At 58.5% G+C, this 16,511-nt stretch carries 20 protein-coding genes; 10 read left to right on the forward strand and 10 right to left on the reverse strand.

The window, feature by feature from the left end; all coding sequences use genetic code 11:
• Positions 1–9 precede the first annotated feature (9 nt).
• The 9 genes from rapZ to CKW32_RS01155 form a co-directional block, all read right to left on the reverse strand.
• Positions 10–867 (reverse strand): RNase adapter RapZ, encoded by an 858-nt coding sequence (rapZ, locus tag CKW32_RS01115; protein WP_032886275.1) that lies wholly within the window; start codon positions 865–867, stop codon positions 10–12.
• 2 nt (positions 868–869) lie between these two features.
• The gene (gene ptsN / locus CKW32_RS01120; RefSeq protein WP_095183846.1) at positions 870–1,334 is read right to left on the reverse strand and encodes a PTS IIA-like nitrogen regulatory protein PtsN; all 465 of its coding nucleotides are present in this window, start codon (positions 1,332–1,334) and stop codon (positions 870–872) included.
• A gap of 12 nt (positions 1,335–1,346) precedes the next feature.
• Positions 1,347–1,652 carry a ribosome hibernation-promoting factor, HPF/YfiA family gene (hpf, locus tag CKW32_RS01125; protein ID WP_095183847.1) on the reverse strand — a complete coding sequence of 102 codons (306 nt, stop codon included), beginning with the start codon at positions 1,650–1,652 and terminating at the stop codon, positions 1,347–1,349.
• Positions 1,653–1,727: 75 nt separating this feature from the next.
• Entirely contained in the window at positions 1,728–3,221 is a 1,494-nt protein-coding gene (locus tag CKW32_RS01130; RefSeq protein ID WP_032886277.1) for an RNA polymerase factor sigma-54, read from the reverse strand.
• A 197-nt stretch (positions 3,222–3,418) separates the two neighbouring features.
• The gene (lptB, locus tag CKW32_RS01135; protein WP_004372092.1) at positions 3,419–4,144 is read right to left on the reverse strand and encodes an LPS export ABC transporter ATP-binding protein; all 726 of its coding nucleotides are present in this window, start codon (positions 4,142–4,144) and stop codon (positions 3,419–3,421) included.
• The gene (gene lptA / locus CKW32_RS01140; protein WP_095183848.1) at positions 4,144–4,677 is read right to left on the reverse strand and encodes a lipopolysaccharide transport periplasmic protein LptA; all 534 of its coding nucleotides are present in this window, start codon (positions 4,675–4,677) and stop codon (positions 4,144–4,146) included. Before lptA ends, lptB begins: the two co-directional genes overlap by 1 nt.
• Positions 4,664–5,236 (reverse strand): LPS export ABC transporter periplasmic protein LptC, encoded by a 573-nt coding sequence (gene lptC / locus CKW32_RS01145; protein WP_032886279.1) that lies wholly within the window; start codon positions 5,234–5,236, stop codon positions 4,664–4,666. The genes lptA and lptC overlap by 14 nt, the downstream gene beginning before the upstream one ends.
• 8 nt (positions 5,237–5,244) lie before the next feature.
• Positions 5,245–5,769, reverse strand: a complete 525-nt coding sequence (locus CKW32_RS01150) for an HAD family hydrolase (protein WP_095183849.1) — start codon at positions 5,767–5,769, stop codon at positions 5,245–5,247.
• On the reverse strand, positions 5,770–6,744 hold the full coding sequence (locus CKW32_RS01155) for a KpsF/GutQ family sugar-phosphate isomerase (protein WP_032886281.1): 975 nt from the start codon (positions 6,742–6,744) through the stop codon (positions 5,770–5,772). It abuts the gene before it with no gap.
• 311 nt (positions 6,745–7,055) lie between these two features.
• Between CKW32_RS01155 and CKW32_RS01160 the strand changes: the two genes are divergently transcribed.
• From CKW32_RS01160 to hisC, 10 genes are all read left to right on the forward strand, one after another.
• Complete coding sequence (locus tag CKW32_RS01160) at positions 7,056–7,865, forward strand: ATP-binding cassette domain-containing protein (protein WP_003171811.1); 810 nt, start codon at positions 7,056–7,058, stop codon at positions 7,863–7,865.
• Positions 7,865–8,662, forward strand: a complete 798-nt coding sequence (mlaE, locus tag CKW32_RS01165) for a lipid asymmetry maintenance ABC transporter permease subunit MlaE (RefSeq protein WP_095183850.1) — start codon at positions 7,865–7,867, stop codon at positions 8,660–8,662. The genes CKW32_RS01160 and mlaE overlap by 1 nt, the downstream gene beginning before the upstream one ends.
• Positions 8,662–9,129 carry an outer membrane lipid asymmetry maintenance protein MlaD gene (gene mlaD, locus CKW32_RS01170; protein ID WP_095183851.1) on the forward strand — a complete coding sequence of 156 codons (468 nt, stop codon included), beginning with the start codon at positions 8,662–8,664 and terminating at the stop codon, positions 9,127–9,129. Before mlaE ends, mlaD begins: the two co-directional genes overlap by 1 nt.
• An 11-nt stretch (positions 9,130–9,140) precedes the next feature.
• Positions 9,141–9,788, forward strand: a complete 648-nt coding sequence (locus tag CKW32_RS01175; RefSeq protein WP_032886283.1) for a phospholipid-binding protein MlaC — start codon at positions 9,141–9,143, stop codon at positions 9,786–9,788.
• A complete protein-coding gene (locus CKW32_RS01180) occupies positions 9,785–10,090 on the forward strand; it encodes a lipid asymmetry maintenance protein MlaB (protein ID WP_032886285.1) in 306 nt (101 codons plus the stop codon). Before CKW32_RS01175 ends, CKW32_RS01180 begins: the two co-directional genes overlap by 4 nt.
• Positions 10,091–10,204: 114 nt before the next feature.
• Positions 10,205–10,444 (forward strand): BolA family protein, encoded by a 240-nt coding sequence (locus CKW32_RS01185; RefSeq protein ID WP_032886286.1) that lies wholly within the window; start codon positions 10,205–10,207, stop codon positions 10,442–10,444.
• A gap of 23 nt (positions 10,445–10,467) precedes the next feature.
• Positions 10,468–11,733, forward strand: coding sequence for a UDP-N-acetylglucosamine 1-carboxyvinyltransferase (gene murA / locus CKW32_RS01190; RefSeq protein WP_010213103.1), 1,266 nt, complete (start codon positions 10,468–10,470; stop codon positions 11,731–11,733).
• A gap of 239 nt (positions 11,734–11,972) precedes the next feature.
• A complete protein-coding gene (hisG, locus tag CKW32_RS01195) occupies positions 11,973–12,608 on the forward strand; it encodes an ATP phosphoribosyltransferase (protein WP_003171824.1) in 636 nt (211 codons plus the stop codon).
• A 128-nt stretch (positions 12,609–12,736) separates the two neighbouring features.
• The gene (gene hisD, locus CKW32_RS01200) at positions 12,737–14,056 is read left to right on the forward strand and encodes a histidinol dehydrogenase (RefSeq protein WP_032886288.1); all 1,320 of its coding nucleotides are present in this window, start codon (positions 12,737–12,739) and stop codon (positions 14,054–14,056) included.
• Between the two features lie 3 nt (positions 14,057–14,059).
• The gene (gene hisC / locus CKW32_RS01205; protein ID WP_095183852.1) at positions 14,060–15,112 is read left to right on the forward strand and encodes a histidinol-phosphate transaminase; all 1,053 of its coding nucleotides are present in this window, start codon (positions 14,060–14,062) and stop codon (positions 15,110–15,112) included.
• A gap of 124 nt (positions 15,113–15,236) precedes the next feature.
• Here the strand turns inward: hisC and CKW32_RS01210 are convergent, their stop codons facing one another.
• On the reverse strand, positions 15,237–16,511 hold the full coding sequence (locus CKW32_RS01210) for a uracil-xanthine permease family protein (protein WP_095183853.1): 1,275 nt from the start codon (positions 16,509–16,511) through the stop codon (positions 15,237–15,239).

Genomic DNA, 16,511 nt, shown 5'->3' on the forward strand with positions numbered 1-16,511 from the left:
GTGTTCCTTTCAGCTAAGGTCGCGGTGGCGAACCTGGACGTTCTTGAGGGTTTGTTGCAGTGCTTGGCCCAAGCGCTCGGTCAGGTATACCGAACGGTGATGACCGCCGGTGCATCCAATGGCAATAGTGACATAGGCCCGGTTACTCGCGGCAAAGCGCGGCAGCCACTTGAGCAGATAGCTGGAAATGTCCTGGAACATCTCCTCCACATCCGGCTGCGCGGCTAGGTACTCAGCCACAGGTAGGTCCAGCCCTGATTGGTCGCGTAACTCTGGCTTCCAGTAGGGATTGGGCAGGCAGCGCACGTCGAACACCAGATCGGCATCCACCGGCATGCCACGTTTGAAGCCAAAAGACTCGACGAGAAACGCCGTGCCAGGCTCCGGCTGGTTCAGCAGGCGCAGTTTGATGGCATCGCGCAGCTGGTAAAGGTTAAGGCCGGTGGTGTTGATCTTAAGGTCGGCGAGGTCAATGATCGGCCCCAGCAACTTGGTTTCGTCCTCGATGGCTTCAGCCAGAGAACGGTGAGGGCTGCTGAGGGGGTGGCGTCGACGGGTTTCGGAGAAGCGTTTGAGCAGCGTCTCTTCATCGGCGTCCAGGTACAGCACATCACAATGAATATGCTTGGCGCGCACTTCTTCCAACAGTTCCGGGAACCGAGAGAGGTGGCTGGGCAGGTTGCGGGCGTCGATCGAAACGGCAACCAGAGGTTGCGCCAGCTCGGTGTGGATCAGAGCGCGTTCCGCCAACTCCGGCAGTAGGCCGGCCGGCAGGTTATCGATGCAATAGAAGCCGTTGTCCTCAAGAACGTTGAGGGCGGTACTTTTACCCGAGCCGGAGCGGCCGCTGACGATGATCAAACGCATGATTACTGCCTGTTTTGCTCATCCAGGACAACTTGGTACAGCGCCTCGTTGCTGCCGGCACTGCGCAGTTTGTCGCGTACTTCTTTGCGGTCGAGCATGCTGGCGATCTGCCGAAGCAGTTCCAGGTGCGCATCGGTGGCGGCCTGTGGGACCAACAGAACAAACAGCAGGTCGACCGGGGCGCCATCAATGGCATCGAAATCGATAGGCGCGTCCAAGTGCAGCAGCGCGCTGACAGGTGTCTCACAGCCTTTGAGGCGACAGTGAGGAATGGCGATGCCGTTACCAAAACCGGTGGAACCCAGTTTTTCACGGGCAATCAGAGCCTCGAAGACATCTTGCATCTCCAGTTCAGGCACTTGGCTGCTGATCAGGTTGGCAATTTGTTCGAGGGCTTTCTTCTTGCTGCCGCCCGGCACGTTCACGAGGGAACGGCCGGGGGTCAGGATGGTTTCAAGTCGAATCATGGGTGGGGAGTGTTAGCGGCCTGTGCCCTGAAGAAGGCTCTGCTGCTTTTCCTTATGCTTTTTAAGTTGGCGGTCGAGCTTGTCAGTCAAGGCATCGATTGATGCATACATGTCTTCATGCTCGGCGTTGGCGACTACTTCGCCACCGGGAATCTGTAGGGTCGCTTCGATTTTCTGCTGAAGCTTGTCGACCTTCATGATCACTTGCACATTGGTGATCTTGTCAAAATGACCCTCAAGCTTTTTCAGCTTTTGCTCGACATATTCGCGCAGGGGAGGGGTGACTTCTACATGGTGTCCACTGATGTTGACTTGCATACAGCTTCTCCTTCGTTGCCAGTGCATAAAGCGGCGGGTAGGAATACCCGCCACTGGAACGCTGTGGCCCGCCCGTCACATCAAACGCTTACGCTCGCTGGAAGGCGCGATCCCAAGGGATTCGCGGTACTTGGCGACGGTTCGACGGGCGACCTGAATGCCTTGTGCCTCCAGTAAACCAGCGATCTTGCTGTCACTCAACGGCTTTTTCTGATTTTCCGCTGCAACCAGTTTTTTGATGATTGCGCGGATTGCCGTGGACGAGCATTCGCCGCCTTCTGAGGTGCTGACATGGCTGGAGAAAAAGTATTTCAACTCATAAATACCCCGTGGGGTATGCATGAATTTTTGCGTGGTAACGCGGGAAATCGTCGACTCGTGCATGCCTACCGCTTCGGCGATATCGTGCAGAACCAAAGGCTTCATCGCTTCATCGCCGTATTCCAGGAAGCCGCGCTGATGCTCGACGATCTGCGTGGCGACTTTCATCAGGGTTTCGTTACGGCTTTGCAGGCTCTTGATGAACCAGCGCGCCTCCTGCAACTGGTTGCGCATGAAGGTGTTGTCGGCACTGGTGTCGGCGCGTCGCACGAAACCTGCATATTGCGGGTTGACTCGCAGGCGTGGCACTGACTCCTGGTTAAGCTCCACCAGCCAGCGCTCGTTGTCCTTGCGCACGATCACGTCAGGAACTACGTATTCGGCTTCGCTGGACTCGATCTGCGAGCCGGGACGCGGGTTGAGGCTTTGCACCAGCTCGATGACCTGGCGCAGATCGTCTTCCTTGAGCTTCATGCGACGCATCAGTTGGCTGTAATCGCGGCTGCCGAGCAGGTCGATGTAGTCGGTGACCAGGCGCTGGGCCTCGGCGAGCCATGGGGTCTTGGCGGGCAGCTGGCGCAGTTGCAGCTGTAGGCATTCGCTAAGGGTGCGCGCACCAATACCCGCGGGCTCAAATTGCTGGATGCGGTGCAGGACGGCTTCGATTTCGTCCAGTTCGATATCTAGTTCGGGGTCGAAGGCCTCAAGAATCTCTTCGAGTGTCTCGTCCAGATAGCCTTGGTTATTGATGCAATCGATCAGGGTGACGGCGATCAGGCGATCGGTGTCCGACATCGGCGCGAGGTTCAGCTGCCACAACAAATGGCTCTGCAGACTTTCGCCGGCGGACGTGCGGGTAGTGAAGTCCCACTCATCATCGTCGTTGCTGGGCAGGCTGCTGGCGCTGGTCTGGTAGACGTCTTCCCAAGCAGTGTCTACGGGAAGCTCGTTGGGAATGCGTTCGTTCCAATCGCCTTCCTCAAGGTTATCCACCGTAGGGGCGGTCTCTTGGTAGGACGGTTCCTGCACGTCTGCGTTGGGCTTTTGCTCGATGTTGTCGGCCAACGGGTCTGCATTATCGAAGTCGTCGCCTTCTTCCTGGCGTTCGAGCATCGGATTAGACTCCAGGGCCTCCTGGATTTCCTGTTGCAGGTCCAGGGTCGACAATTGGAGCAGGCGGATGGCCTGTTGCAGCTGCGGTGTCATCGTCAGCTGCTGGCCCATTCTTAGGACTAGCGATGGTTTCATGGCAGGGGCTTAACACCTTATTCGCCGGCGCAACGCGCCATCCACGACAGGGCGCGTGAGCGCCAAACATAAGCAAATTATATGCCTGATATCGAGGGCTTTGCCTAGAGCGCGGTAACAATAAAAAACCGGAGGTTTTCATTGACTCCCGCGCATCAGGCAAACGACCTGCCACCGCCTTGTTTGTGCAGGCGGCTTTACAGGCGAAACTCGTGACCCAGGTACACTTCCTTGACCAGTTCGTTGGCCAGGATGGTGGCGGAGTCGCCTTCTGCGATCAGTTGACCATCGTTGACGATATACGCGGTTTCGCAGATATCGAGGGTCTCACGCACGTTGTGATCGGTGATCAGTACACCGATACCCTTGGCCTTGAGGTGATGGATGATCTGCTTGATGTCGCCAACCGAGATAGGGTCGACGCCGGCAAACGGTTCGTCCAGCAGAATGAACTTGGGGGCAGTGGCCAGGGCGCGGGCGATTTCCACGCGACGCCGCTCACCACCGGACAGGCTCATGCCAAGGTTGTCGCGAATGTGGTTGATATGGAATTCCTGCAGCAGGCTTTCCAGCTCCTGTCGGCGGCCGTCACGGTCCAGTTCCTTGCGAGTTTCAAGGATGGCCATAATGTTGTCGGCAACTGACAATTTGCGGAAGATCGATGCTTCTTGAGGAAGATAGCCGATACCCGCGCGTGCACGACCGTGCATTGGCTGGTGGCTGACATCCAGGTCGTCGATCAGTACGCGACCCTGATCCGCCTGGACCAGGCCAACAATCATGTAGAAGCATGTGGTCTTGCCTGCGCCGTTGGGGCCGAGCAAGCCGACGATCTGGCCGCTGTCGATCGACAGGCTGACGTCGCGCACGACCTGACGGCTTTTATAGGCCTTGGCCAGATGCTGGGCTTTCAGGGTTGCCATTACTCGGCCTTCTTCTTCGGCTGGATAACCATGTCGATGCGTGGGCGCGGTGCGGTGACCTTGCTGCCATTGGCACGACCGGCGTTAGCGATCTGTTTCACGGTGTCATAGGTGATCTTTTCACCTTCCGTGGAGTTGCCATCGGGGCTGAGCACCTTGGCCTGGTCGATCAGCACAATGCGATTCTGCTGGGCGTGATACTGAATGGTCTTGCCGTAGCCCTTCATCGGGCCAGTGTCGGCAGCGGACTGCTTCTGTTCGAAGTAAGCCAGGTTGCCCACTGAGGTCACGACGTCGATGTCACCGGCTTGGGTACGCGTCAGTGTCACGGTATTACCGGTGATCTTCATCGACCCTTGGGTGATGATTACGCCGCCGGTATAGGTGGCAACACCTTGCTTGTCATCCAGTTGCGCATCGTCAGCCGAGATGTGGATCGGTTGCTGGCTATCGTTCGGCAGAGCCCAGGCGCTCACGCTTCCCAGTGCTGCGCCCAAACCGAGCAAAATAGGGAGAGTTTTAACGAGCCTCATACTGTCCTCTTACGTTCGATAGCAGGTGTATCCTGCTTTCTTTCAAATACGCTTTCATTCCCTTGCCAGTCGATACACCGCCAGCGCCGTCGATTCTAACGTCTTGCTCGGTCTGCGCATATTGCTTCTGCGGGAATACGGTCATGCGACTGCTGGTAATCACCGTGTCACGGGCTTTGGCATCCGTGCGCGCAACACGTACCGAGTCAATCAGTTCTACCTCGGTGCCGTCGGGGTTCACCTCACCACGCTTGCTGGTGACATGCCACGGAAATTCGGTGCCGCGGTACAGGTTCAGGTCCGGATTAGTCAGCAGAGTGACTTCGGTGGCCTTCAAGTGCTCGACTTTGTCCGACGTCATTTCGTACTGCAGCTTGCCGTCGGGCAGGAACTGCACGCTATAGGCATTGGTGGCGTAATAGTCGATGGCCCCCTCGTCGACCTGCGCAACAGGCTGGTCGAGGAAGCGCCCCGGACTGATATTCCAGTAGCCCACCGCGAGGAACAGCGCGGCAATGACCCCGAATAACAGGAAGTTGCGAATCTTTTTGCTCAGCATAAAACGCTCTATAGGTAGGCGGCGTTAGCCGCTTCAAGGCTGCCTTGGGCTCGCAGGATCAGTTCGCAGAACTCGCGTGCTGCACCTTCGCCACCACGGGCGCAGGTGATGCCATGGGCGTGCTCGCGAACAAACGCCGCCGCATTGGCGACGGCCATGCCAAGCCCTACTCGACGAATGACCGGCAGGTCGGGCAGATCATCGCCTAAGTAGGCGACCTGCTCATAGCTTAGGTTGAGTTGGCCAAGAAGCTCGTCCAGAACTACCAGTTTATCCTCGCGGCCCTGATACAGGTGAGGAATCCCCAGGTTTTGTGCGCGGCGTTCCACAACGGGCGTTTTTCGGCCGCTGATAATCGCGGTTTGCACGCCTGCAGCCATCAGCATCTTGATGCCTTGGCCATCGAGGGTGTTGAACGTCTTGAATTCGCTGCCGTCTTCGAGGAAGTACAGGCGGCCATCGGTCAGCACGCCGTCAACGTCGAAAATCGCCAGTCTGATGTTTTTGCCGCGTTGCAACAGGTCGCTGGTCATTTACATCACTCCCGCACGCAGCAAGTCGTGCATGTTCAGGGCGCCAACAGGGTGGTCGTCGCTATCGACAACCACCAGGGCGCCGATTTTGTGGTCTTCCATGATCTTCAATGCTTCGGCTGCCAGCATCTCAGGGCGTGCGGTCTTGCCGTGTGGCGTCATCACTGCATCGATGGTCGCAGTGTGGATATCGATGGTGCGGTCCAGGGTGCGGCGCAGGTCGCCGTCGGTGAATACCCCAGCCAGGCGGCCGTCAGCTTCAAGGATCACGGTCATGCCCAGGCCCTTGCGAGTCATTTCCATCAGCGCGTCCTTCAGTAAAGTGCCGCGCTGGACGTGGGGCAATTCATCGCCTGAATGCATAACGTTTTCCACTTTCAGCAGTAGGCGGCGGCCCAGCGCGCCACCCGGGTGGGAGAACGCGAAGTCTTCAGCGGTGAACCCGCGAGCTTCAAGCAGCGCAACGGCCAGGGCGTCGCCCATAACCAAGGCAGCGGTAGTGGAGGATGTCGGTGCCAGATTCAGCGGGCAGGCTTCGTGGGCGACGTGAACGTTCAGGTTAACATCGGCAGCCTTGGCTAGCGTCGACTCCGGGTTGCCGGTGACGCTGATCATCTGGATGCCAAGGCGCTTGATCAGCGGCAGCAGGGTCACGATTTCGTTGGTGGTACCGGAGTTGGACAGCGCCAGGATGATGTCATCTTTGGTGATCATGCCCATGTCGCCGTGGCTCGCCTCCGCCGGATGCACGAAAAACGCCGTGGTCCCGGTGCTCGCCAGGGTGGCGGCGATCTTGTTGCCGACGTGGCCCGATTTGCCCATGCCGACCACGACAACGCGGCCCTTACTGGCCAGAATCATCTCGCAGGCGCGTACGAAATCTGCGTCGATATGGGCCAGTAAGCCTTCTACGGCTTCGACTTCGAGGCGGATGGTGCGTTGTGCGGATTGGATAAGGTCGCTGGATTGGCTCATGTCTGAAATCGTATAGCCTGACGAAAAGTCGGCGATTATAGCGGTAATGATCAATTCCCTCACGCAAGTTCGTCAGGCTTTATTCAGCAGGGGACTGAGATCGATCCTCAGTCACACAGTCGGCAACGTTTTTTCCCTGTCCCCAAACTGAACTAGCGCTGTTCCGGCCTTGGGCGCCTTGTACGAGCAGTGATATAGTTCGCCGCCAGTTCGGTCCGCCCAGCCCATGTGGCTATCTATATGCGTCGCCGTTGCAAACGTTTGTCGCATGCGTGGTGTCTGAGTGAGAGGCTGCATCCCAAGGAGTTTAGATGAGTGCCGATAACGCCTACGCGGTCGAGCTGAAGGGACTGACCTTCAAGCGCGGGACGCGCAGCATCTTCAATAACGTCGATATTCGCATTCCCCGTGGCAAGGTCACGGGCATCATGGGGCCGTCCGGTTGCGGCAAGACCACGCTGTTGCGGTTGATGGGCATGCAATTGCGTCCCAGCGCCGGCGAAGTGTGGGTCAATGGCCAAAACCTGCCTACGCTGTCGCGCAGTGATCTGTTCGATGCGCGCAAGCATATGGGCGTGCTGTTCCAGAGCGGTGCGCTGTTCACCGACCTCGATGTGTTCGAGAACGTAGCGTTTCCGCTGCGGGTGCATACCCAGCTGTCCGACGAAATGATTCGCGACATTGTGTTGCTGAAATTGCAGGCCGTCGGCCTCCGTGGCGCAATTGATCTGATGCCCGACGAACTGTCCGGCGGCATGAAGCGCCGTGTGGCCCTGGCGCGAGCCATTGCCCTCGATCCACAGATTCTCATGTACGACGAGCCCTTCGTCGGTCAGGATCCGATCGCCATGGGGGTGCTGGTACGACTGATCCGTCTGCTCAACGATGCCCTGGGTATCACCAGTATCGTGGTCTCCCACGACCTTGCAGAAACCGCGAGCATTGCCGATTACCTCTATGTGGTCGGTGATGGCCAGGTGCTGGGGCAGGGTACGCCTGAAGAGCTGATGAACGCCGACAACCCGCGCATTCGCCAATTCATGACCGGCGACCCCGATGGCCCTGTGCCTTTCCACTTTCCGGCAGCGGATTACCGCTCAGATCTTCTGGGGAAGCGTTGATGCGCAAAACATCTCTTATCGAGAAAGTTCGCCTTTTCGGTCGCTCCGGCATCGACATCGTCGAAGTGCTCGGCCGCTCGACGATTTTCCTGTTCCACGCCTTGTTCGGCCGCGGCGGTATTGGCGGTGGCTTTGGCCTGTTGATCAAGCAGCTGCATTCGGTGGGTGTGATGTCCCTGGTGATCATTGTGGTCTCCGGGGTGTTCATCGGCATGGTGCTGGCGTTGCAGGGCTTCAATATCCTGTCCAGCTACGGTTCGGAGCAGGCAGTGGGGCAGATGGTTGCCCTGACGCTGCTACGTGAACTGGGACCGGTGGTGACCGCGTTGCTGTTCGCCGGGCGCGCAGGTTCCGCGTTGACTGCCGAAATTGGCAACATGAAGTCTACCGAGCAGCTGTCCAGCCTCGAAATGATCGGTGTGGACCCGCTCAAATACATTGTTGCCCCGCGCCTGTGGGCCGGCTTCATTTCCCTGCCATTGCTGGCGATGATCTTCAGCGTGGTCGGTATCTGGGGCGGTTCGTGGGTAGCGGTGGACTGGCTTGGCGTCTACGACGGCTCCTACTGGGCCAACATGCAAAACAGCGTGACCTTCAGTGGTGACGTGCTCAATGGCATTATAAAGAGCATCGTCTTCGCCTTTGTAGTGACCTGGATCGCCGTATTCCAAGGCTATGACTGTGAGCCCACCTCAGAAGGGATCAGTCGTGCCACCACCAAGACCGTTGTGTACGCCTCGCTGGCAGTACTTGGCCTTGACTTCATTTTGACCGCCTTGATGTTTGGAGACTTCTGATGCAAAACCGCACTGTGGAAATCGGTGTCGGCCTTTTCTTGCTGGCTGGCATCCTGGCTTTACTGTTGCTGGCTCTGCGAGTCAGCGGTCTTTCGGCCAGCCCAACCGCCGATACTTATAAACTTTACGCATACTTCGACAATATCGCCGGTTTGACTGTCAGAGCTAAAGTGACCATGGCCGGTGTAACCATTGGCAAGGTCACGGCAATCGATCTGGATCGCGACAGCTTCACCGGGCGAGTGACGATGCAACTGGACAAGAAGGTGGATAATCTGCCTACCGACTCTACTGCATCTATCCTCACTGCGGGGCTGCTGGGCGAGAAGTACATCGGTGTCAGCGTGGGCGGGGAAACAGGCCTGCTCAAGGATGGTTCGACCATCCACGACACTCAGTCGTCGCTGGTACTTGAGGACCTGATCGGAAAATTTTTGCTCAATACGGTCAATAAAGACGCCAAATGAGGAATCTGTTCATGATCTCTACCTTGCGACGTGGCCTGCTGGTACTGCTTGCAGCACTGCCATTGATGGCCAACGCGGCAGGTTCTGCGCACGAACTGGTGCAGGACACCACCAGCAAGATGCTGGCTGACCTGACGGCCAATAAAGAACAGTACAAGCAAGATCCAACCAAGTTCTATGAAGCGCTCAACAGCATCGTCGGCCCGGTCGTCGATGCTGAAGGCATCTCACGCAGCATCATGACGGTCAAATATTCGCGCAAGGCCACGCCTGCGCAGATGCAGACGTTCCAGGAAAACTTCAAGCGCGGCCTGTTCCAGTTCTATGGCAACGCTTTGCTTGAGTACAACAACCAAGGTATTACCGTTGCTCCAGCCGGTGATGAGTCGGGCGATCGCACCAGCGTCAACATGAGCGTCAAAGGTAATAACGGTGCCGTGTACCCGGTGCAGTACACCTTGGAGAAGATCAACGGCGAGTGGAAACTGCGCAACGTGATCATCAATGGTATCAATATCGGCAAGCTGTTCCGTGACCAGTTTGCCGACGCCATGCAGCGCAATGGCAACGACCTGGACAAAACCATCAATGGTTGGGCCGGTGAAGTCGCCAAGGCCAAGGAAGAAACCGATAAAGCTGCTGGGAAGCCGGCGCAATGACCGAGTCGGCTGTTCGTCTCGGCGACTCTGGCCAGCTGTTCATCAGCGGGGTGCTGGATTACCGAACCGGCCCGGCTCTGCGCAAGCATGGCCAAGCACTGATCAAGTCGAGCGCTGCGCCGGAGTTGGTCCTGGATTGCTCAGCGGTAACCAAGTCCAGCAGTGTCGGGTTGTCGTTGCTGCTGTGCTTCATGCGTGATGCCGAAGCGGCTAAGAAGCCGGTTAGCATCCGTGCGTTGCCCGAAGACATGCGCGAAATTGCCGAAGTTTCCGGTCTGACCGAGCTGTTGGCGCATCCTTAATACACATTATTAGAGAAGCCCCCCGTCAGAGTCCTGCTATGCGGGGTTCGCAGGCGCGGGGCTTTTTTGTATGATGTGCGACCCGTGCGCACTGGGCGCCGATAGAGGTTGAGCATGCAGGCCCTAGAAGTTAAGAGCTTTCTTGAAGGAAAGCTGCCGGATACGACCGTAGAAGTTGAAGGCGAAGGCTGCAACTTCCAGCTGAACGTGATTAGCGATGAACTGGCGGCATTGAGCCCAGTCAAGCGTCAGCAGCAGATCTATGCCCATTTGAACCCGTGGATCACCGATGGCAGCATCCATGCGGTCACTATGAAATTTTTCAGCCGCGCGGCCTGGGCCGAGCGCACCTGAGCCCCCTAGGCGTCGAGATTCTTATGGATAAATTGATTATTACCGGCGGTGCTCGCCTTGATGGCGAGATTCGCATTTCCGGTGCAAAAAACTCCGCCTTGCCGATCCTGGCAGCGACCCTGCTGTGCGATGGCCCGGTGACCGTGGCCAACCTGCCGCACCTGCACGACATCACTACCATGATCGAGCTGTTCGGTCGCATGGGCATCGAGCCTGTGATTGATGAGAAGCTGGCCGTCGAAATTGACCCACGCACCATCAAGACCCTGATCGCCCCGTACGAACTGGTGAAAACCATGCGTGCGTCGATCTTGGTGCTGGGCCCGATGGTTGCCCGTTTCGGTGAAGCCGAAGTCGCCCTGCCTGGCGGCTGCGCTATCGGCTCGCGTCCAGTGGACCTGCACATCCGTGGCCTGGAAGCCATGGGCGCAGTCATTGACGTTGAAGGCGGCTACATCAAAGCCAAGGCGCCGGAAGGCGGCCTGCGTGGTGCGAACTTCTTCTTTGATACCGTCAGCGTGACCGGTACCGAGAACATCATGATGGCCGCTGCCCTGGCCAAAGGCCGCAGCGTCCTGCAAAACGCCGCGCGTGAGCCGGAAGTGGTCGACCTGGCCAACTTCCTGAACGCCATGGGCGCGAAGGTTTCCGGTGCCGGCACCGACACCATTACCATTGATGGTGTAGAGCGCCTGCACACTGCAACCTATAAAGTGATGCCTGACCGCATCGAGACCGGTACCTACCTGGTTGCTGCCGCCGTTACCGGTGGTCGCGTCAAGGTAAAGGACACCGATCCGACCATCCTGGAAGCGGTCCTGGAAAAATTGCGCGAAGCTGGCGCCGAAATCACCACCGGCGAAGACTGGATCGAGCTGAACATGCACGGCAAGCGGCCGAAAGCCGTCAACGTGCGGACCGCTCCGTACCCGGCGTTCCCGACTGACATGCAAGCGCAGTTCATCTCCCTGAACGCGATTGCCGAAGGCACTGGTGCCGTGATCGAGACCATCTTCGAAAACCGCTTCATGCACGTGTATGAACTGCACCGCATGGGCGCGAAGATTCAGGTTGAAGGCAACACCGCCATCGTTACCGGCACCGAGAAGCTCAAGGGCGCGCCAGTCATGGCTACCGACCTGCGTGCTTCGGCCAGTCTGGTGATCTCGGCGCTGATCGCCGAAGGCGACACTCTGATCGACCGCATCTACCACATCGACCGTGGTTACGAGTGCATCGAAGAGAAACTGCAGATGCTCGGCGCTAAAATCCGCCGCGTACCGGGCTAGTTCCCGGAACTGAAAACACCGTCACCGTGGTGAGCGGGCTTGCCCCGCGCCGGACTGCGTAGCAGTCCTGTTTTTTGGGTCGCTACGCAATTCAGCGTGGGGCAAGCCCACTCACTACAGACGGTGTCAGCTCGCAGTATGCTGAATTTGTTTCAAATCGAGGCTGTCATGGCCTCGATCTGCGTCTGGCGCCGTTTGCGACCGGACAGCAATAGCCTGATGAAGGACTGACGTTTCCCATGTTGACCATCGCACTGTCCAAGGGCCGCATCCTTGACGACACTTTGCCGCTTCTGGCTGAAGCGGGCATCGTGCCGACCGAGAATCCGGACAAGAGCCGCAAGCTGATCATCCCTACGACCCAGGACGACGTTCGCCTGCTGATCGTGCGGGCTACCGACGTGCCGACCTACGTTGAGCATGGCGCGGCCGACCTCGGCGTCGCCGGTAAAGACGTGCTGATGGAATACGGTGGCCAGGGCCTGTATGAGCCGCTGGACCTGCGTATTGCCCTGTGCAAGCTGATGACTGCCGGCCGTGTCGGTGACGTCGAGCCTAAAGGCCGCCTGCGCGTGGCGACCAAGTTCGTCAACGTCGCCAAGCGTTATTATGCCGAGCAAGGCCGCCAGGTCGACATCATCAAGCTCTACGGCTCGATGGAGCTGGCGCCGCTGATCGGCCTGGCCGACAAGATCATCGATGTGGTCGACACCGGCAACACCCTGCGTGCCAACGGTCTCGAACCACAGGACTTCATCGCCGATATCAGCTCCCGCTTGATCGTCAACAAAGCGTCGATGAAGATGCAGCACGCCCGTATCCAAGCGTTGATCGACACCCTGCGCACCGCAGTGGAGTCTCGACACCGCGGTTGACCTACCCGCGTAGCTGAAAGGCTGCGCCCGTCTATCCGCCTCATAGCCAGAATTCTCAGGTGCCCAAGCGGAAACGACTGCTAGTTTAGGGCGCCTGAGTTTTTGCCAATTCTATTGAGGCCCTCGCTATGACCACGTCCACTGCAATTGCCCGACTCAACGCTGCCGACCCGGATTTCGCCCATCATCTGGATCATCTGCTGAGCTGGGAAAGCGTGTCCGACGACTCGGTCAACCAGCGGGTGCTCGACATCATCAAGGCCGTGCGCGAGCGTGGTGATGCGGCGCTGGTGGATTTCACCCGTCAGTTCGACGGTCTGGACGTCAAATCCATGTCCGATCTGATCCTTCCCCGCGAACGCCTGGAGCTCGCACTGACGCGCATCACTGCGCCTCAGCGTGAAGCCCTGGAAGTCGCGGCGGCGCGTGTGCGCAGCTACCACGAAAAGCAGAAACAGGACTCCTGGAGCTATACCGAAGCCGACGGCACTGTGCTGGGCCAAAAGGTCACGCCGCTGGATCGTGCCGGTCTCTACGTGCCGGGTGGCAAAGCGTCGTATCCATCGTCGGTGTTGATGAACGCAATTCCGGCCAAGGTGGCGGGCGTGACCGAAGTGGTTATGGTGGTGCCGACCCCGCGCGGCGAAATCAACGAACTGGTGCTGGCTGCGGCCTGCATCGCTGGTGTTGACCGTGTGTTCACCATTGGCGGTGCTCAAGCCGTCGCGGCCCTGGCCTACGGCACCGAAAGCGTGCCGAAGGTCGACAAAGTGGTGGGGCCTGGCAACATCTACGTCGCCACCGCCAAGCGCCACGTTTTTGGCCAGGTTGGCATCGACATGATCGCCGGTCCCTCGGAAATCCTCGTAGTGTGCGACGGCCAGACCGATCCGGATTGGATCGCCATGGACCTGTTCTCCCAGGCCGAGCACGACGAAGACGCCCAGGCGATTCTGGTCAGCCCCGATGCCGAGTTCCTCGACAAGGTCGCCGCCAGCATCGATAAGCTGCTGCCTACCATGGACCGTGCAGAGATCATCGAGAAATCCATCAACGGCCGTGGCGCGCTGATCCTGGTGCGTGACATGGAACAGGCCATCGAAGTGGCTAACCGTATCGCCCCGGAGCACTTGGAGCTGTCCGTGGCTGACCCACAGGCCTGGCTGCCGTCGATTCGCCATGCGGGTGCGATCTTCATGGGGCGTCACACCAGTGAAGCGCTGGGCGACTACTGCGCCGGCCCGAACCATGTGTTGCCGACCTCCGGCACCGCGCGGTTCTCATCACCGCTGGGGGTGTACGACTTCCAGAAGCGCTCGTCGATCATCTTTTGCTCGCCACAAGGTGCTTCCGAGTTGGGCAAGACCGCTTCGGTGCTGGCCCGTGGTGAGTCGTTGAGCGCACACGCCCGTAGTGCTGAGTATCGAATCCTGGAAGAAGGGAAATAACACATGAGCAAATTCTGGAGCCCCTTCGTCAGGGACCTCGTGCCTTACGTACCCGGCGAACAGCCAAAGCTGACCAAGCTGGTCAAGCTCAACACCAATGAGAACCCCTACGGTCCGTCGCCCAAAGCACTGGCCGCGATGCAGGCCGAGTTGAACGACAACCTGCGTTTGTACCCGGACCCCAACAGCGACCTGCTCAAGCAGGCGGTGGCCAAGTATTACGGGGTCGACGCCGGCAAAGTGTTTCTCGGTAACGGCTCTGATGAAGTGCTCGCGCACATCTTCCACGGCCTGTTCCAGCACGACCTGCCGCTGCTGTTCCCGGATATCAGCTACAGCTTCTATCCGGTGTACTGCGGTCTTTACGGCATCCAGTCCGACCCGGTGCCGTTGGATGAGAAATTTCAGATCCGTGTTGCGGATTACGCCAGGCCCAACGGCGGGATCATCTTCCCCAACCCGAATGCGCCGACCGGCTGCGTGCTGGCGCTGGACGCAGTAGAGCAGATCCTCAAGGCCAGCCCGGATTCGGTGGTGGTGGTCGATGAAGCCTATATCGACTTCGGCGGTGAAACCGCCATCAGCCTGGTGGATCGCTACCCTAATCTGCTGGTGACCCAGACCCTTTCCAAATCGCGCTCACTGGCCGGTTTGCGCGTGGGCTTGGCCGTGGGTCACCCGGACCTGATCGAGGCGCTGGAACGGGTCAAGAACAGCTTCAACTCCTACCCGCTGGATCGTTTGGCGATTGTCGGCGCGGCAGCGGCGTTTGAGGACCGTGAGTACTTCGAGAAGACGTGCCAGTTGGTGATCGACAGCCGTAACAAAGTAGTCGCGCAATTGGAAGGCAAAGGTTTTGAGGTGCTGCCATCAGCGGCCAACTTCATCTTTGCGCGCCACCCACGGTATGACGCTGCCGGCCTGGCGGCCAAGCTGCGTGAGCAAGGGATTATCGTGCGGCACTTTAAGCAGGAGCGGATTGCCCAGTTCCTGCGGATCAGCATCGGTACGCCGGAGCAGAACCAGGCGCTGATCGATGGCCTCGGCGAGCTTTAACGGGCGCTGAAATCAAATGTGGGAGGGGGCTTGCCCCCGATGGCGGCGTATCAGTCAGTTAATCTATTGACTGACACACTGCTATCGGGGGCAAGCCCTCTCCCACATTGGTTTGTATTGGCAGTTAGATCAACGGCTCATCTGGCTTCTTGTTCTTCCAGCCATCATTGCCCGGCAGCAGCAGGTTCAAACCAATCGCTACCACCGCGCACAGAGCAATGCCCTTCAGGCCGAAGTCATTCGGACCAGTTCCGGTCCCCACCAGCACACCGCCAATACCGAACACCAGGGTCACCGACACAATCACCAGATTGCGCGCCTCGCCCAAGTCGATCTTGTGGCGAATCAACGTGTTCATCCCCACCGCGGCAATCGAGCCGAACAGCAGGCACAGGATCCCCCCCATCACCGGCACCGGGATGCTTTGCAGCAGTGCACCGAACTTGCCGATGAACGCCAGGCTGATGGCGAATACCGCCGCCCAGGTCATGATTTTCGGGTTGTAGTTCTTGGTCAGCATTACCGCGCCGGTTACTTCGGCGTAGGTAGTGTTCGGCGGGCCGCCAAACATGCCTGCTGCCGTGGTGGCGATCCCGTCACCCAGCAGGGTGCGGTGCAGGCCAGGCTTCTTCAGGTAGTCGCGACCGGTCACGCTGCCCACCGCAATCACACCACCGATGTGTTCAATCGCCGGGGCCAGGGCCACTGGGACGATAAACAGGATCGCCTGCCAGTTGAATTCCGGCGCGGTGAAGTGGGGCAGGGCGAACCAAGGCGCAGCGGCGATCTTGGCCGTGTCGACAACGCCAAAGTAGAACGACATGGCAAAACCTACCAGCACACCGGAGATGATCGGCACCAGGCGGAAGATACCTTTGCCGAACACCGCCACGATCAACGTGGTAAGCAGCGCTGGCATCGAGATCAGCATGGCGGTCTTGTACGGGATCAGTTCGGCACCGTTGTCGCCTTTACCCATCGCCATGTTGGCCGCGATCGGCGCCATGGCCAGGCCGATGGAAATAATCACTGGCCCGATTACCACAGGCGGTAGTAGTCGGTCGATGAAACCAGTGCCTTTGATCTTTACCGCTGCCCCTAGGAAGGTGTAAACAAAACCGGCCGCCATTACCCCGCCCATGGTCGCCGCCAGGCCGAACTGCTGCTTGGCGAGAATGATCGGGGTAATGAAGGCAAAGCTCGATGCCAGGAATACCGGCACCTGCCGCCCTGTCACCACCTGGAACAACAACGTGCCCAGGCCGGCGGTGAACAGTGCGACGTTTGGATCAAGACCTGTGATCAGCGGCATCAACACCAGCGCGCCAAATGCTACGAAGAGCATTTGTGCGCCAGACAGGATCTGGCGCCAAAGCGGGTCGTTGAATTCATCCTGCAT

The sequence above is a fragment of the Pseudomonas sp. Irchel 3H9 genome (assembly GCF_900187495.1).
GTDB lineage: Bacteria > Pseudomonadota > Gammaproteobacteria > Pseudomonadales > Pseudomonadaceae > Aquipseudomonas > Aquipseudomonas sivasensis.

What these genes read in the sequence shown, in the direction of transcription:
- rapZ (WP_032886275.1), bottom strand. Translation starts at nt 867, where the DNA reads ATGCGTTTGATCATCGTCAGCGGCCGCTCCGGCTCGGGTAAAAGTACC.
- ptsN (WP_095183846.1), bottom strand. Translation starts at nt 1,334, where the DNA reads ATGATTCGACTTGAAACCATCCTGACCCCCGGCCGTTCCCTCGTGAAC.
- hpf (WP_095183847.1), bottom strand. Translation starts at nt 1,652, where the DNA reads ATGCAAGTCAACATCAGTGGACACCATGTAGAAGTCACCCCTCCCCTG.
- CKW32_RS01130 (WP_032886277.1), bottom strand. Translation starts at nt 3,221, where the DNA reads ATGAAACCATCGCTAGTCCTAAGAATGGGCCAGCAGCTGACGATGACA.
- lptB (WP_004372092.1), bottom strand. Translation starts at nt 4,144, where the DNA reads ATGGCAACCCTGAAAGCCCAGCATCTGGCCAAGGCCTATAAAAGCCGT.
- lptA (WP_095183848.1), bottom strand. Translation starts at nt 4,677, where the DNA reads ATGAGGCTCGTTAAAACTCTCCCTATTTTGCTCGGTTTGGGCGCAGCA.
- lptC (WP_032886279.1), bottom strand. Translation starts at nt 5,236, where the DNA reads ATGCTGAGCAAAAAGATTCGCAACTTCCTGTTATTCGGGGTCATTGCC.
- CKW32_RS01150 (WP_095183849.1), bottom strand. Translation starts at nt 5,769, where the DNA reads ATGACCAGCGACCTGTTGCAACGCGGCAAAAACATCAGACTGGCGATT.
- CKW32_RS01155 (WP_032886281.1), bottom strand. Translation starts at nt 6,744, where the DNA reads ATGAGCCAATCCAGCGACCTTATCCAATCCGCACAACGCACCATCCGC.
- CKW32_RS01160 (WP_003171811.1), top strand. Translation starts at nt 7,056, where the DNA reads ATGAGTGCCGATAACGCCTACGCGGTCGAGCTGAAGGGACTGACCTTC.
- mlaE (WP_095183850.1), top strand. Translation starts at nt 7,865, where the DNA reads ATGCGCAAAACATCTCTTATCGAGAAAGTTCGCCTTTTCGGTCGCTCC.
- mlaD (WP_095183851.1), top strand. Translation starts at nt 8,662, where the DNA reads ATGCAAAACCGCACTGTGGAAATCGGTGTCGGCCTTTTCTTGCTGGCT.
- CKW32_RS01175 (WP_032886283.1), top strand. Translation starts at nt 9,141, where the DNA reads ATGATCTCTACCTTGCGACGTGGCCTGCTGGTACTGCTTGCAGCACTG.
- CKW32_RS01180 (WP_032886285.1), top strand. Translation starts at nt 9,785, where the DNA reads ATGACCGAGTCGGCTGTTCGTCTCGGCGACTCTGGCCAGCTGTTCATC.
- CKW32_RS01185 (WP_032886286.1), top strand. Translation starts at nt 10,205, where the DNA reads ATGCAGGCCCTAGAAGTTAAGAGCTTTCTTGAAGGAAAGCTGCCGGAT.
- murA (WP_010213103.1), top strand. Translation starts at nt 10,468, where the DNA reads ATGGATAAATTGATTATTACCGGCGGTGCTCGCCTTGATGGCGAGATT.
- hisG (WP_003171824.1), top strand. Translation starts at nt 11,973, where the DNA reads ATGTTGACCATCGCACTGTCCAAGGGCCGCATCCTTGACGACACTTTG.
- hisD (WP_032886288.1), top strand. Translation starts at nt 12,737, where the DNA reads ATGACCACGTCCACTGCAATTGCCCGACTCAACGCTGCCGACCCGGAT.
- hisC (WP_095183852.1), top strand. Translation starts at nt 14,060, where the DNA reads ATGAGCAAATTCTGGAGCCCCTTCGTCAGGGACCTCGTGCCTTACGTA.
- CKW32_RS01210 (WP_095183853.1), bottom strand. Translation starts at nt 16,511, where the DNA reads ATGCAGGATGAATTCAACGACCCGCTTTGGCGCCAGATCCTGTCTGGC.